This window comes from Leisingera sp. SA32, assembly GCF_056033425.1.
Genome location: NZ_JBVYHB010000003.1, coordinates 235,091 through 248,875, shown reverse-complemented (window position 1 = coordinate 248,875; position 13,785 = coordinate 235,091). Strand labels below are relative to the sequence as shown.

Here is a 13,785-nt window from a genome sequence, read left to right as displayed (position 1 = left end):
TCCTTAACTCTCCCGCCCGCTTCGCCAAAAAAGTCGATCAATCACCAAGCAGCAAGCCGTCGGTGACAAAGCGCGGAGAACAGCAATCCCCGAATACCCGCCCAAGGAGCGCACACCAATCATGGAAGCACCACAAAACGCATGCTATCAATCCGCCAGCATTCTCGCGGAGATCGCAGACCACGCCGACCAAACCAAGCTATCGAAGGCCCTTGAGGCTATACTTCCGAGCGCTGACCACATGGAGGCGCGTCTTAGAATCCTTGCCATTTTCGATGATGCGATCGAAGAGGTATCTCTCGTCCCCACCTTACCTGAAGAACATGTCGCGACGCTGCTTTCTCAAGTCCGCGACATACAGGGCAAGGTTCTAATGGCGCTACCCCAGGAAACTGTGCAAGCTTTCAAAGCGCACTCAAAGTCCAGCGCCTCGATCACCACCCTAAACCTTATTGGACACACTCTGGCGGCTAGCAACGTGGCACGGCACAAACCTTTTGACCGGGAAACCTTCCTAGAAGAAGCGGAGTCCATGCTGTCTGACACCAGAGATGCGCCAATAAATCACATGCAAAAAGCAGTTCTTGAACTGAAGCTCAGGTCGATCATTCGCATCATGCACGAATGCGAGGGCGCCTCAGATGATCAGATACGCAGGCGTCTAAAAAGCATATTCGCGGACCTCCAAGCCGAATTTGAACACATCGACGAAGAGCAGAAAGAGTTCCTCGAAAAATTCAAAGGCTGGGTGACAAGGTCGATGAAGTCTGGCACTTTCGCTCTGGGCTTGACCGCCGATACGCTAAGCGTGCTGAGCATCGCCGGGCCGGTGGCTGCGGCAGCCCTCCTTGCAAGTCCGTCTCCCACCCTCATGATCGAGGGCCCGGATACCCCACACGAAACAGCTGACGCCAACCCCAGCCCTGAATAAAACCAAGCGTGAATATTTCCCCTCCAAGCTGCCCCTGACCGGCCGCCCACAAAGCCAAATAGATTGTGCCCACGAAGCATAAGCCAAGAACCAATATTCTCATATCCTCCCTCCACTGCCCCGCCCAGCGCGGGGCTTTTTGATTCCCCCAGCGAGCGCCAAACACTCAACTGCAGTAGTTTCAAATAACTATTTTTGTATTGACATAGTTTTTTGAACCTATATCTTCCATCTTGTCAACCGATGGAGGATTGAATGCAAGACTTTACCAATAGTGTGCTGAGGGACGCCCGCCAGATTGCCGGATCGCCCGAGCACTACCTTGATGATACCGCCCTATTCACAACTGCATGGGCAGCGATGAAGGCGGCGCGCGGCCAAGGATTTGACCCCGCGCGCTTGCGCGCCGCACATCTGATCGACCGACCAGAACCCGCGCCGGAACCCACGGACCGTACCCTCGCCCGCGTCAGCGCCAGAGTGCGTGATCTGATTGCGGACAAGGAAATTACGGTGCCGCGACGCAATGCAGCCTGACCATAAATTCGCTTTCATGCGCTCTAAGGTCATGATTGCCGCCGGACCGGCCTACCGCCCGGTCCCACGCGGCCCGCCCGCACCGAAATAGCCAACAAACCGGCGCGTGAAGGAGGATTGCACGCATCGGTTTTCCCCGGGGACCCGCGCCACCGTCTTGCGGTGCGGACCGGCGCGGGCGGCCGCAATCCTCCAAATTCTTCCGCCTGCGCCATCATCATACAGGACCGATTATGCAGCCGACACGCCAACAGATCTACGCCTCGGTTCAGGACATGCAAAACCGCGACAGGTTCGGCCAAGCGATGCTGCTCTGGTCGCTGGGAGGGAAAATCACCCCTGGCAGCATCCATTTTGGCGACCGCTTCGATTTCGACGCCATGCGCTGGCACGTCTCCCTACTGGGCATCTCAGCCAGCGGTAACAGCATGCCCAGCGCGCTCGATGCGTGGATCCGGGCAGCCCGCCTGCACCACACTCTCGATGGCTCACGCCGTGCGACCGATGGGCGTCCCGATTGCCCCTACAGTGGCCAGGCAGCCCTAGCCTTAAACCTCCCCGTTGCGGCGCCTAAAAATACGCCGCTTCAACAACTTGCAGCAAAATAGACTTTCTATTAATCCGCACACCTGCGGGCTGGCACCCGCCATGCCCGGGCGCGGCAGCCACCACTCACGTACCGGCCGCGCCCCGCAATCCGAATCCAACAGGAAAGACCTCGATGACACCCCTGCGTGTACTGATTGGTTGCGAAACCTCCGGCATTGCCCGCCGCGCCTTTGCGGATCGTGGCCATGATGTATGGTCCTGCGACATTGAGGCGGCCGAGGATGGCTCAAACCGCCATATCCGCTGCGACATTCGCGACGGCATCCTGCTGGAAGGCTGGGATCTGCTGGCGGTGATGCATCCGCCCTGCACCCGCCTCTGCCGCTCCGGCCGCCGCTGGATGTCTGGACCGGGGAAATGGACGCCACCCAAGCAGCTTCCGAAAGGGCGCAGCTGGGACGATATGCGCGCCGAGTTTGAGGAAGGCGTCAGCATCTTCACCGCCTGCTGGTCGGCGCCGATTGAGCGCGTGGCGATCGAGAACCCGGAAATGAACGACCTCGCCCGCGACCGCATGCCGAGTGATCTGCCCGCGCCGCAGCTGGTGCAGCCGTTCTGGTTCGGAGAACCGGCTTACAAGGCAACCGGCTGGTATCTGCGCGGTTTGCCCCAGCTGGTGGAGACACAGCGCCTGCCGGAACCCGAGCGGGGTTCCGACGAATGGAAGAAATGGAACCGGATCCACCGCATGCCGCCCAGCGCGAAGCGCGCACGCCTGCGCAGCCGGTCCTTCCCAGGGATGATGAATGCCGCAGCCGATCAATGGGGCGGCTGGGCCAAAGCACAGGCGGCTGCGGCATGATCTTGCCCAACACAATCCCCCTGACCGGGCAACCCCAATAGAACACGGAGACGATTATGGGGAGAATTGCACCCATTGCAGTTGCGGAGAAAGGCGCGGCGCAGCTGCTGGACATGAAGCCCGCCGAATTCCGCGCGCTCGTCGCCCAGGGCGTGCTACCCCGGCCCCGCAAGGTCGGCCCCTATGAACGCTGGGACGCAGAAGAGCTGCGAGCGGTGATGCGCGGCGACTTCGTCGACGGGTTCGAGGATGTGAAATGGTAAAGAAGAAATTCACGACGACCAAGAAAGTCAAAGGGCGGCTGTACCAGTATTTCCGCAAGGATGGCCGCTATGTTCGGCTGCCTGATGACCCGGCCAGCGAAGAGTATGACCGGGAGTATTGGCGACTGATGCGAGGTGGCGGCGCCCTTTCCTCGAAGTTTACCTTCGAGAAGCTGATCGCAAGCTACAAGCAGTCGCCAAAATGGGACCGCCTGGCGACGCGAACCAAGTCTGACTATTCAAAAGTTCTGGAGTACCTGTCCGACACCATAGGCAGTAGAGACCCGACCAAGATGCGGCGCTCCACCATCATCGAGGCACAGATGGCGAACCGGCACCGGGCCCGCTTTGCGAACTACATCCCACATATGCTGTCCATCCTCTTCGAGCATGCGATCGATTTGGACTGGCAGCGGGACAACCCGGCCAAGGGGATTGAAAAGATCAAAACAGGTGAGGGCCACAAGCCGTGGCCCGCCTCGGCCATTGCGATCTTCCGCCAGCATGCCGATGGCCTGGCCCTGCTGATTTTCGAGCTTGCACTCGGCACAGGGCAGCGAGCCTCGGACCTCACCCGAATGGAATGGGACCATATCGAGGATGGCGGCATCTGGGTTACCCAAGGCAAGACGCAAGCCCGCCTTTGGATACCCGTCACCGCCCGATTGGCCGCCACGCTGGCCAACACTAAGCGCACCAGCTTGCGCCACATCCTTGCCGACGAATTCGGCCGGGCGCTGAGCTACGACCAGCTACAAAAGAAAGTGATGGCCGTGCGTAAAGCTGCAGGTCTAACCGAATACTCGCTGCACGGGCTTCGCTACAGCGCGGCTGGCGAGCTCGCAGAGGCTGGATGCACTGATCAGCAGATCGCGGCCATCACGGGGCACAAAAGCCTTTCGATGGTCCAGAAATACTCGAAGGGCGCCAGCCAGAAACGCCTCGCCAAAGAAGCCCAAGACCTCAGAGAACGGAACGAAAACAGATCATGAACGTGGGAAACTTATTGGGAAACCCAAAAAACACCGCTCCGAGGCGAACTTGTCAGGTGGCAGCTAAGTCATTGATTTCGTGGCGGGGAGACAGGGATTCGAACCCTGGGAACGCTCTCACGTTCAACGGTTTTCAAGACCGCCGCATTCGACCACTCTGCCACCTCCCCGATCAGGTTGCGGTTTAGGACGCAACAGCGGACGAAGCAAGGGAAAATCCGCCCCCAGGTTCGTCGCGCCGCCGCCGCGCCCGAAATCCGCCTCCCGTTCGGCAAGCAGCCGCTGGGACCTGTCGCGGGAGTGTGCCGCTCCTTTGTGGCCGCCCCCGCATGACAGAGGAGCTCGAGAAATTTGGTCTCAATGCTGGTCCCCGTCGTGTTGGCAGGCTGATGCGTCAGAACGGCCTATCCGTGTGCAGAAGCAAGACGTTAAAGGTGACGACCAACAGAAACCGCAGTCTCAGTATCGCGCCGAACCGTTTGGTTCATGGCTTCTCAGCAGATCGCCTCATTCCGAACCTGCATTCCCAGCGCGTCGTCGGGAGGGCCATCACCCATCGCGTAAAACGCGATCTGGCGGTGTCGGCATGCAAGATGGCGATCGCCCGGTGGCAACCAACCAAATGGGCGCATCCAAGACTCCGCCTGCAGCTGCCGATACCGCTCACACGATGACCAGACGCACTTGCGCCAGAACCGCCTTACGGCTTCGACGAGCAGCGCGGCAATTTCTTTAGATTCAACCGGTCCGCGCCCGCGACGGGAAGGATGGGGGATCATTCAAAGGCGCAAAACGCTGCAATTGAAACCTTTGGTCAGACGGTCGAGGCAGAGCTGTTCTGGCGCCGCCCATGGTCGAGCAGATCGGTCATTGAACTGGCGATCTTCGAATGCATCAACGGATTCGACGATCCGCCTCGCAAACACGCAATCCTCGGCTGCACATGACCAATCACCTTCGAGACTTTAGGCTGTAAAACATGAAACGACCGGGCGGCACCACGACGTGACAGGTCCGGTTGCAGCTCCGCCGCATGCGGGCGGAAACATGCCTGCCACCCAGCTTTCCTCCATGCCGTTGCCCCACAGGGTTTTCATGGCCGGATGCGCAGGCTATCATGCCGGCAAATCAACAAGAAGACCGGACAATCCGGCAGGGGCGCGCAGGCGCTGCGGGCACAGGCAAGGAAGAGAGCATGCAAGACACCACGTCCAAAGCAAGGACCGCACCGCGGATTGCTGCGGTCGCCATCGGTCTGCTGGTACTGAACGGCTGCGAAGACGGACCCAAACTGGGCTTTCTGCAAAAGAAACCGGACGGCGCCGCCGCCGTGACCCCCTCCAGCAGCACCCGGCTGGTGGAACGCGACGTCGAAGCGCCAGAGGCGTTTCAGGTCACCGAGGCGGGCCTCTGGGACGGTCGGCCCTCGATCGGCGGGGTCTGGGTGGCCCACCCCGACACCAAGGATCCCGAACGGGTCATCATCCGCAACAACGCCAACGGCCAGTTTGTGATCGGGGCGTTGTTCCGGCGCGAGCGGGAAATCCCCGGCCCGCGGCTGCAGGTGTCCTCGGATGCGGCAGCAGCGCTTGGCATGCTGGCCGGCGCCCCGGTGGAGCTGAACGTCACGGCCCTGCGCCGCGAAGAAGTGGGCAGCGCCGAACCAGAGGCTGCCGACGCCTCCGCATCCCCGGATGCAGACCCGTCAGATCCGGCGCAGGCCCTTGCCGCCAGCGCGGGCCAGGACATTTCCGAAACCCCACTGGACCCGATTGCAGGTGCCGCCGCCGCGATTGATACCGCGGCCCCGGCCGCCAGCGCGGCCCCAGCCGCCCCCCGCCCTGCGCCGCAGGTCTCGTCGCTCGACAAACCCTTCATCCAGATCGGAATTTTCAGCGTCGAAGCCAACGCCAACCGCACCGCCAACATGATGCGCAATGCCGGCATGGTGCCGGTGCTGCGGGAACACTCCACCAACGGCAAAGCCTTCTGGCGGGTTCTGGTCGGTCCGGCGCAGAACAAATCGGAACGCACCCAATTGTTGAAAAGCGTAAAGGAAACCGGATTTGCGGATGCCTATGCTGTCTCCAACTAACCTGACATTGACACGGACCGGACGCGGGCTGCTGGCCACCCTGCGGCTGGGGCTGGCAGCTGGCCTTCTGGTCAGCGTCTCGGCTATTTCGGCGGCGGCCTTTGATACCAAGGCCCGCGCCGCCTATGTGCTGGATGCTGGCACCGACACGGTGTTGCTGGACAAGAATGCCGATGTGCCGCTGCCGCCGGCCTCCATGTCCAAGCTGATGACACTCTACGTCGCGTTTGAGGCACTGCGCGACGGGCGGCTTTCGCTCGATGAAACTCTGCCGGTCAGCGAACACGCGATGAGCTATGGCGGCTCCACCATGTTCCTCGACACCACCGACCGGGTGCGGGTCGAGGACCTATTGCGTGGCATCATCGTGCTGTCGGGCAATGACGCCTGCGCCGTGGTCGCAGAGGCGCTGAGCCCGGATGGCACCGAAGCCGGCTTTGCACGCTACATGACCAAACGCGGCCAGGAGCTGGGCATGACCGCGTCCACCTTTGCCAATTCCAACGGCTGGCCCGCCGCCGGGCACCGCATGTCGGTGCATGATCTGGCGCTTCTGGCCGAACGGCTGATCGAGGATTTCCCGGAATACTACCCGCTGTTTGCCGAGACGTCGTTCGAATTTGACGGCCGCGCGCCTTCCAACACCCGCAACCGCAACCCGCTGCTGCAACTGGGAATTGGTGCGGACGGGCTCAAGACCGGCCACACCGAGGAAGCCGGCTATGGGCTCGTCGGCTCTGCCAAGCAGGGCGACCGGCGGGTGATCTTCGTGATCACCGGGATGGCCAACGAACGCGCCCGCGCCGAGGAGGCCGAGGCCCTCGTTAACTGGTCGTTTCGCCAATTCACCAAGAAAACTGTCGCCAAAGAAGGCGACACCATCGCTGAGGCCGAAATCTGGCGCGGTGCCGCAGGATCGGTAGCGCTGGTGCCTGCCAGCGATCTGGAGATCCTGCTGCCGTCGCTGACCTCTGCCAAGATCGAGGGCGAAGTGGTCTACAGCGGCCCGATCGAAGCCCCTGTGAAACAGGGGCAGCGGCTGGCGGAACTGGTGCTGCAACCAGAGGAGCTGCCGGAGGTGCGGCTGCCGCTGGTCGCCGCCAATGACGTGCCCCGCGGCGGTTTTGTGGTGCAGGTCCGCACTGCGGCGCAGGTGCTGATCAAGCGCTTCCTGAACGGGCCTGAGGGCGCGTTGTGACAGACGGCGGCGCAGCCGGCCTGTTCATCACCTTCGAAGGCATCGACGGCTCCGGCAAATCAACGCAATGCCGCTTGTTGGCTGACTCCTTGCGCGAGGCAGGCCGCGAGGTGGTGCTGACGCGCGAGCCCGGCGGCTCCAAGGGGGCGGAGGAAATCCGCCGCCTGGTGCTGGAGGGCGCGCCCGACCGCTGGTCGGCGGAAACCGAGCTGCTGTTGTTCATGGCGGCGCGCCGTGACCACCTGGAACGCACCATTGACCCCGCGCTGGCGGCAGGCAAGGTGGTGATCTGCGACCGCTTTGCCGACAGCACAAGGATGTACCAGGGGCTGTCGCGCGGCGATTTGAGGGCGGCTGTCGACCAGATGCACCAGCTGATGATCGGGCGCGAACCGGACCTGACGCTGCTCATCGACATGGACCCGGCTGAGGGTCTGGCCCGCGCCAAGGGACGGCAGGGAACCGAGGAACGCTTCGAGGATTTTGGCGTCGCCTTGCAGGAAAAGATGCGCGCCGGGTTTCTGTCGCTGGCGCAGGAGTTTTCCGACCGCTTCCGGGTGATCGACGGCGCCCGCCCGATGGCGGCGGTGGCCGCCGATGTGCGCAAACATGTTGACGGGGTTCTGGCATGAGCACCGACGAGGCGCTGCCGCGCGCCGACCAGGCCGAAGGCGCGCCGCACCCGCGTGAAACCCGGCGGCTGATCGGCCAGCAGGCGGCAGAGCAGGATTTCCTCACCGCCTACAATTCCGACCGGCTGCACCACGGCTGGCTGCTGACCGGCCCGCAGGGCGTCGGCAAAGCCACGCTGGCCTGGCGCATCGCACGCTTCCTGCTGGCCACGCCCCCGGCCGACGACGGGCTGTTTGGCGCGCCGCCGCCGCCGACCAGCCTGGACATCGACCCCGATCATCCGGTCTCGCACCGCATTCAGGCGCTGGCGGAACCGGGGCTGGCGGCAATCACCCGCAGCTACAACGACAAGGAAAAGCTGCGCAACGAAATCGTGGTGGACGACATCCGCAAGCTGAACCGCTTCTTTGGTCTCTCGGCCACCGATGGCGGGCGGCGGGTGGTGATCGTCGATGCCGCGGACGACATGAACGTCAGCGCCGCCAACGCTCTGCTCAAGATGCTCGAGGAGCCCCCCGCCCGCACCACGCTGCTGCTGATCTCGCATCAGCCCTCGCGGCTGCTGCCGACGATCCGCTCGCGCTGCCGCACGCTGCGGCTGGGGCCGCTGTCAGCAGCAGAGATGCAGGAGGCCCTGGCGCAGTCCGAAGTTGCGCTGCCGGACAACATGGACAATCTCGCCGCCCTTGCCGGCGGCTCGGTCGGGGCGGCCCTGCGCCTCATCAACCTCGGCGGGCTCAAGATCTATGCTGAGCTGGTGCAAATTCTGGCCTCTCTGCCCCGGCTGGACCGCCAGCGCGCCATGGCCCTGGCCGAGGCGGCCGCCCAGCGCGGCGCTGCGGCACGGTTCGAATTGCTGCTGTCGCTCACCGAAATGGCGCTCGCACGGCTGGCGCGCACCGGTGCCACCGGCACGCCCCCGGTGCCCGAAGCCGCCCCGCAAGAGGCCGAGATGCTGGCGCGACTGGCACCCGATCCGCGCAAGGGCCGCGCCTGGGCCGATCTCTCGGCTGAGGTCACGGCCCGCGCCCGCCACGGCCAGGCGGTGAACCTTGACCCCGCCGCCCTTGTCCTAGATACGGTTTTCAAGATGCAGGAAACCGCGTCGCGCTGAGCGCAGCTGCCCGGCGCCGGACATGTCGCGCCAGAGGATCCATGACCAAGACTACCCCCCAGATTACCGACAGCCACTGCCACCTGGACTTCCCCGATTTCGAGGGCAAGCTGGACGAGGTGCTGGCCAGCGCCGCCGCGGCCGGTGTCACCCGGATGGTGACGATTTGCACCAAGCTGAAGAACGAACCCACCGTGCGCGCCATCGCCGAAGCCCATGCGCCGGTGTTCTACGCCGCAGGCACCCACCCGATGAGCGCCGCCGAAGAGCCGCTGGTCACGGTGGATGAGCTGACGGCGCTGGCGAAACACCCCAAGTTCGTCGGCATCGGCGAAACCGGGCTGGACTACCACTACACCGCCGACAGCGCCGCGGTGCAGCAGCAGTCCCTGCGCACCCATATTGCCGCCGCGCGCGACACCGGCCTGCCGCTGATCATCCACGCCCGCGCCGCCGATGACGACATGGCCCGCATCCTGACCGAGGAAATGGCCAACGGTGCCTACAGCTGCGTGATGCACTGCTTCTCCTCCTCCGCCGAGCTGGCCCGCGCGGCGCTGGATCTCGGGTTTTACCTGTCGATGTCCGGCATCGCCGCCTTCCCCAAGAGCCAGGAGCTGCGCGACATCTTCGCCGCCGCCCCGGTGGAGCGCATCCTGGTCGAGACCGACGCCCCCTACCTGGCGCCGCCGCCCTACCGCGGCAAACGCAACGAGCCCGCCTACACCGCCTTCACTGCCAAGGTCGGGGCGGAGGTCTTTGGCATGGACTACGCCGATTTCGCCGCCCAAACGCAGGCGAATTTTGATCGGTTGTTCTGGAAGGCCGCCCAGTATGAGGCCGCCGCGTGATGACCGAGATGCGCTTCACCATCCTTGGTTCCGGGTCGTCCGGTGGGGTGCCGCGCATCGGTGGCCATTGGGGCGACTGTGATCCCGCCAACCCCCGCAATCGTCGCGGACGCTGTTCGCTGCTGGTCGAGCGCGACGGCCCCGACGGCACCACCTCGGTGCTGATCGATACCTCGCCCGACATGCGAAACCAGCTGCTGGACGCCGGCGTCAGCCGCCTTGATGCGGTGGTCTATACCCACTCCCATGCCGACCACATGAACGGCATCGACGATCTGCGCATGGTCTATTTCAACATGCGCCAGCGCATTCCCGTCTATGCCGACGGCCCCACCCAGAATGACCTGCTGAGCCGCTTTGGCTATGTCTTCGTGCAGCCCGAAGGCTCCCCCTACCCGCCGATCCTCGACCTCAGGAGTATCTCCGGCCCGTTCACGATCAACGGCCCCGGTGGCGAGATTTCCTTTCGCCCGTTCGAGGTCGAACATGGGTCCATCGACTCGCTGGGCTTCCGCATCGGCGGTCTGGCCTATCTGCCGGATGTCTCTGCCATTCCCGATGCCGCCCTGCCCGAGCTGGAAAATCTCGACGTCTGGATCCTCGACGGTCTGCGCCGCAGCCCCCATCCGACGCATTTCTGCCTCGCCGAGGCGCTGGAGTGGTTTGCGCGCATGGCCCCAAGGCGCGGCATCATCACCAACATGCACAACGACATGGATTACGCCACGGTCGCGGCCGAAACCCCGGACCATATCACCCCGGCCTATGACGGCATGGTGATCCGACTGGAGGACTGAAGCGGCACCGCGCAACAGCTGGCACGCATTTGAGCCACCCCATTGCATCACCCCGATTTTCCCAAGGACCCCGCCCGTGTTTCAAACCCTGATTGATGTCATTCTGCCAGTGTTTCTGGTGATCGGAGCCGGGTACATCTCGACTCGCAAGGGGTTCTTCACCCAAGGCCACATCGACGGGCTGGCCAAGTTCACCCAAAGCTTTGCCATTCCCTGCCTGCTGTTCAAGGCGATCGCCACGCTGGATCTGTCGGCCAGTTTTGACCCCCGGCTGCTGGCCAGCTTTTACACCGGCGCCTTCACCTGTTTCATGATTGGCCTGTTCGGCGCCCGCATCCTGTTCAAACGCGACTGGGAAGACTGCGTTGTGATCGGCTTTTGCTGCCTGTTTTCCAACTCGGTGCTGCTGGGGCTGCCGATCACCGAACGCGCCTTTGGTGCGGAGAACCTGACCGGCAACTATGCGATCATCGCCTTTCACTCGCCGTTCTGCTACGGCCTTGGGATCACCGTGATGGAGATCCTGCGCAATCGGGGTGCGGGCGGGGTCAAGACCGTCTCCGCGGTGCTGAACGCGATGTTCCGCAATGTGCTGATCCTCGGGATCGCCCTTGGGTTTGCAGTGAATTTTTCCGGCATCACCATCCCGCTGGTGGTGGATGAGGCGCTGTCGCTGGTGATCCGCGCCGCCCTGCCCGGCGCGCTGTTCGCGCTGGGGGGCGTGCTGGTGCAATACCGACCCGAGGGCGATCTGCGCGCGATCCTATTCGTCTGCTTTACCTCCCTGATGATCCACCCGACAATCGTCTGGCTGATGGGCTCGGCGCTGGCACTGCCGCAGGATCTGTTCCGCTCGGGCGTGTTGAATGCCTCCATGGCCACCGGGTTCAACGGCTATATCTTTGCCAGCATGTATGGACGCGCCAAACGGGTGGCGGCCTCCTCGGTTCTGATCGCCACCGGAGTCAGCATCTTCACCATCTGGTTCTGGTTGCTGCTGCTGGCATGATCGGGGTGCTGCGTCGTTCGATTAGGTCATCGCGGCGCTGCGAGAGCAGCCGACCACTGGCATCGGGCTCGGTCCGATGACGGGCCTGCTGGCGCTTGCCGCCCGCCATGGTCGGTCTGCGCTGGTGCTGGGGCTGCTGGCTGGCTTGCTGCTGCCCGGACTGGCAGCGGTGCTGCGGCCCTGGCTGCCGCAGATGGTGGCCGCGCTGTTGTTCCTGAACGCCTATCGGATCGGACTGGGCCGGGCTGCGGGCGGGCTGCGGGACGGGCTGGGCACCCTATCGGCGGTGGCGCTGCTGCAACTGGCGCTGCCCCTGCTGGCCTTGGGGCTGGCGACGCTGCTGGGCCTTTCTGCTACCCCAGCGGTTCTGGCCCTGATCCTGATGCTCAGCGCGCCGTCGGTGACCGGCAGCGCCAATATCACCGCGCTGCTGGGGCACCCGCCGGAGGCCGCTTTCCGGCTGTTGATCCTGGGCACCGCCCTGATGCCACTGACGGTGATCCCGGTCTTCCTGCTGACCCCCGGTCTGGGCGGTCTGGACACCCTCACCCAGGTTCTGCACGCCGCCAGTCGGCTGGTGGCGACCCTCGGTCTGGTGGTGCCCGCGGGATTTCTGCTGCGGCGGTTCACCCGGCCGCAGCTCAGCGCCGATCAGGCCGCCGCCATCGACGGTCTGACAGTGATCGCGCTGGCGGTGATCGTGGTGGCGCTGATGGCGGCACTGGGGCCTGCCCTGCGGCAGGACCCGTGGCTGGTCCTGCGCTGGATGGGGTTTGCCCTGGTCGCCAACCTCGGCCTGCAGATGCTGACCTACGCGGTGATGCGCCGACGCGCGGGCAGTGGCGCGGTGGCTGTCTCCGTGGTCGCCGGCAACCGCAACTTTGCTCTGTTCCTGATCGCCCTGCCCGCAGCCACCACAGAGCCGCTGCTGATCTTTCTCGGCTGTTATCAGGTGCCGATGTACCTGACCGCCATTCTGATGCGCCCGGTGTACCGGCGCGGGGCGCTCAGCTCACAAAAGTGACGCCGGGCATGGCTCGGATCAGCTCGGTATCGGCAAGATAGGCCTCGCCCATATGATCCACCAGCGCCTGCGACCAGCCGGGCAGGTCGATCTCCTCTTCCACCGCGTCCTCGCTGTAAAAATAGGTCAGGAACAGCTCCCGCACCCGCTCGCGCTGTTCTTCGCTCAGGCCGGGGCGGCTCGCCAGATAGGTCTCCAACCGCTCATACCCTGCTTCCGAGATGATGCCGCGGGTGATGTCCAACTCCCCCGAGAAGCGGAACCGGTCACCCAGCCCGGTCACATGGCCCAGGATATTGGGCCAGATCACCGGCGTTTCCTCGTTGCACCAGACGGTGACCCGGCAGCCCGGATTGCGCGCCTGAATGTCGGAAATCACCTCCGACCAGCGCAGGTTCAGAAAATCCGCCTTGCCCGCAAACTCCTGCCAGGTGCGGCTGGACTGCGAGCGAAACACCGGCCCGATCAGCGTCGCCGGATCACGCAGGCCCAGGAAGAATTCACAAGGGTTCTCTGGAAACAGCCCCCGCAGCGCCGCGGTGTTGCGGCCTGCGTTGCGAAACAGCTGGCCGCCGCTCAGCATCCAGCCCGGCACCCCCAGAAAACTGGAGCTGGTCAGGATCAGCCGATCGACATCATGGTCCTTGACCAGATGCGCCAGCAGCGCGTCGCGTTCCTGATCGGTGACGAAATCCTGCTCCTGTTTGCGCAGCATGTCGGTGACCGCCTTCAGATAGGTGCCCGGCCGCCGGATCATCACACCCTGGTCCAACAGCCGCTCCGCGTCCTTGCGCAGCGACCAGGTCAGCTGGCCGTTGTCGGTGTTTGGCGCTCCGACGTGCAGGGCGATGGTGATGTCACGCATGGTGCCGGTTACCTCAGTCCGTGTCTGGCCGGGCGGGCAACGGCTGGTGTCCCGCGGCGATCCGG

Annotated in this window: 16 protein-coding genes and 1 tRNA gene; 15 read left to right on the top strand and 2 right to left on the bottom strand. The window is 63.7% G+C overall.

Going from position 1 to position 13,785, the window contains the following annotated elements; translation table 11 throughout:
• The first annotated feature begins 121 nt into the window (after positions 1–121).
• The 6 genes from AC0IPL_RS06305 (at position 122) to AC0IPL_RS06280 (ending at position 4,134) form a co-directional block, all read left to right on the top strand.
• Positions 122–931 carry a hypothetical protein gene (locus AC0IPL_RS06305; protein WP_474272854.1) on the top strand — a complete coding sequence of 270 codons (810 nt, stop codon included), beginning with the start codon at positions 122–124 and terminating at the stop codon, positions 929–931.
• A 255-nt stretch (positions 932–1,186) separates the two neighbouring features.
• A complete protein-coding gene (locus tag AC0IPL_RS06300; RefSeq protein ID WP_474272852.1) occupies positions 1,187–1,468 on the top strand; it encodes a hypothetical protein in 282 nt (93 codons plus the stop codon).
• Between the two features lie 233 nt (positions 1,469–1,701).
• Entirely contained in the window at positions 1,702–2,076 is a 375-nt protein-coding gene (locus AC0IPL_RS06295) for a hypothetical protein (RefSeq protein WP_474272851.1), read from the top strand.
• A gap of 113 nt (positions 2,077–2,189) precedes the next feature.
• Positions 2,190–2,879: a hypothetical protein gene (locus AC0IPL_RS06290; RefSeq protein WP_474272849.1), complete on the top strand. Its 690-nt coding sequence runs from the start codon at positions 2,190–2,192 to the stop codon at positions 2,877–2,879.
• A gap of 56 nt (positions 2,880–2,935) precedes the next feature.
• Entirely contained in the window at positions 2,936–3,142 is a 207-nt protein-coding gene (locus AC0IPL_RS06285) for a hypothetical protein (RefSeq protein ID WP_420666668.1), read from the top strand.
• Positions 3,136–4,134 (top strand): tyrosine-type recombinase/integrase, encoded by a 999-nt coding sequence (locus tag AC0IPL_RS06280; protein WP_474272847.1) that lies wholly within the window; start codon positions 3,136–3,138, stop codon positions 4,132–4,134. Before AC0IPL_RS06285 ends, AC0IPL_RS06280 begins: the two co-directional genes overlap by 7 nt.
• Before the next feature lie 80 nt (positions 4,135–4,214).
• Here the strand turns inward: AC0IPL_RS06280 and AC0IPL_RS06275 are convergent.
• A tRNA-Ser gene (locus AC0IPL_RS06275) sits at positions 4,215–4,304 on the bottom strand.
• Positions 4,305–4,463: 159 nt separating this feature from the next.
• On the opposite strand from AC0IPL_RS06275, the gene AC0IPL_RS06270 reads away from it, so the two are divergent.
• From AC0IPL_RS06270 to AC0IPL_RS06230, 9 genes are all read left to right on the top strand, one after another.
• On the top strand, positions 4,464–4,808 hold the full coding sequence (locus AC0IPL_RS06270) for a hypothetical protein (protein WP_474272845.1): 345 nt from the start codon (positions 4,464–4,466) through the stop codon (positions 4,806–4,808).
• 521 nt (positions 4,809–5,329) lie between these two features.
• Complete coding sequence (locus AC0IPL_RS06265; RefSeq protein ID WP_474272844.1) at positions 5,330–6,229, top strand: SPOR domain-containing protein; 900 nt, start codon at positions 5,330–5,332, stop codon at positions 6,227–6,229.
• Positions 6,213–7,427, top strand: coding sequence for a D-alanyl-D-alanine carboxypeptidase family protein (locus AC0IPL_RS06260; RefSeq protein WP_474272842.1), 1,215 nt, complete (start codon positions 6,213–6,215; stop codon positions 7,425–7,427). Before AC0IPL_RS06265 ends, AC0IPL_RS06260 begins: the two co-directional genes overlap by 17 nt.
• Positions 7,424–8,059 carry a dTMP kinase gene (gene tmk, locus AC0IPL_RS06255; protein ID WP_474272841.1) on the top strand — a complete coding sequence of 212 codons (636 nt, stop codon included), beginning with the start codon at positions 7,424–7,426 and terminating at the stop codon, positions 8,057–8,059. Before AC0IPL_RS06260 ends, tmk begins: the two co-directional genes overlap by 4 nt.
• Positions 8,056–9,174 (top strand): DNA polymerase III subunit delta', encoded by a 1,119-nt coding sequence (locus AC0IPL_RS06250; RefSeq protein WP_474272839.1) that lies wholly within the window; start codon positions 8,056–8,058, stop codon positions 9,172–9,174. The genes tmk and AC0IPL_RS06250 overlap by 4 nt, the downstream gene beginning before the upstream one ends.
• 41 nt (positions 9,175–9,215) lie before the next feature.
• The gene (locus AC0IPL_RS06245) at positions 9,216–10,025 is read left to right on the top strand and encodes a TatD family hydrolase (RefSeq protein WP_474272837.1); all 810 of its coding nucleotides are present in this window, start codon (positions 9,216–9,218) and stop codon (positions 10,023–10,025) included.
• Positions 10,025–10,822 (top strand): MBL fold metallo-hydrolase, encoded by a 798-nt coding sequence (locus AC0IPL_RS06240; protein WP_474272835.1) that lies wholly within the window; start codon positions 10,025–10,027, stop codon positions 10,820–10,822. Before AC0IPL_RS06245 ends, AC0IPL_RS06240 begins: the two co-directional genes overlap by 1 nt.
• 76 nt (positions 10,823–10,898) lie before the next feature.
• Entirely contained in the window at positions 10,899–11,831 is a 933-nt protein-coding gene (locus tag AC0IPL_RS06235) for an AEC family transporter (RefSeq protein ID WP_474272834.1), read from the top strand.
• A 76-nt stretch (positions 11,832–11,907) separates the two neighbouring features.
• Positions 11,908–12,855: a hypothetical protein gene (locus AC0IPL_RS06230; RefSeq protein WP_474272832.1), complete on the top strand. Its 948-nt coding sequence runs from the start codon at positions 11,908–11,910 to the stop codon at positions 12,853–12,855.
• Here the strand turns inward: AC0IPL_RS06230 and AC0IPL_RS06225 are convergent.
• Positions 12,839–13,720 (bottom strand): hypothetical protein, encoded by an 882-nt coding sequence (locus AC0IPL_RS06225; RefSeq protein WP_474272831.1) that lies wholly within the window; start codon positions 13,718–13,720, stop codon positions 12,839–12,841. The genes AC0IPL_RS06230 and AC0IPL_RS06225 overlap by 17 nt on opposite strands.
• Positions 13,721–13,785: the final 65 nt, after the last annotated feature.

Bases quoted from the DNA above. Each gene is read 5' to 3' on its own strand.
- AC0IPL_RS06305 (WP_474272854.1), top strand. From the start codon at position 122: ATGGAAGCACCACAAAACGCATGCTATCAATCCGCCAGCATTCTCGCG.
- AC0IPL_RS06300 (WP_474272852.1), top strand. From the start codon at position 1,187: ATGCAAGACTTTACCAATAGTGTGCTGAGGGACGCCCGCCAGATTGCC.
- AC0IPL_RS06295 (WP_474272851.1), top strand. From the start codon at position 1,702: ATGCAGCCGACACGCCAACAGATCTACGCCTCGGTTCAGGACATGCAA.
- AC0IPL_RS06290 (WP_474272849.1), top strand. From the start codon at position 2,190: ATGACACCCCTGCGTGTACTGATTGGTTGCGAAACCTCCGGCATTGCC.
- AC0IPL_RS06285 (WP_420666668.1), top strand. From the start codon at position 2,936: ATGGGGAGAATTGCACCCATTGCAGTTGCGGAGAAAGGCGCGGCGCAG.
- AC0IPL_RS06280 (WP_474272847.1), top strand. From the start codon at position 3,136: ATGGTAAAGAAGAAATTCACGACGACCAAGAAAGTCAAAGGGCGGCTG.
- AC0IPL_RS06270 (WP_474272845.1), top strand. From the start codon at position 4,464: ATGACAGAGGAGCTCGAGAAATTTGGTCTCAATGCTGGTCCCCGTCGT.
- AC0IPL_RS06265 (WP_474272844.1), top strand. From the start codon at position 5,330: ATGCAAGACACCACGTCCAAAGCAAGGACCGCACCGCGGATTGCTGCG.
- AC0IPL_RS06260 (WP_474272842.1), top strand. From the start codon at position 6,213: ATGCTGTCTCCAACTAACCTGACATTGACACGGACCGGACGCGGGCTG.
- AC0IPL_RS06250 (WP_474272839.1), top strand. From the start codon at position 8,056: ATGAGCACCGACGAGGCGCTGCCGCGCGCCGACCAGGCCGAAGGCGCG.
- AC0IPL_RS06245 (WP_474272837.1), top strand. From the start codon at position 9,216: ATGACCAAGACTACCCCCCAGATTACCGACAGCCACTGCCACCTGGAC.
- AC0IPL_RS06240 (WP_474272835.1), top strand. From the start codon at position 10,025: ATGACCGAGATGCGCTTCACCATCCTTGGTTCCGGGTCGTCCGGTGGG.
- AC0IPL_RS06230 (WP_474272832.1), top strand. From the start codon at position 11,908: ATGACGGGCCTGCTGGCGCTTGCCGCCCGCCATGGTCGGTCTGCGCTG.
- AC0IPL_RS06225 (WP_474272831.1), bottom strand. From the start codon at position 13,720: ATGCGTGACATCACCATCGCCCTGCACGTCGGAGCGCCAAACACCGAC.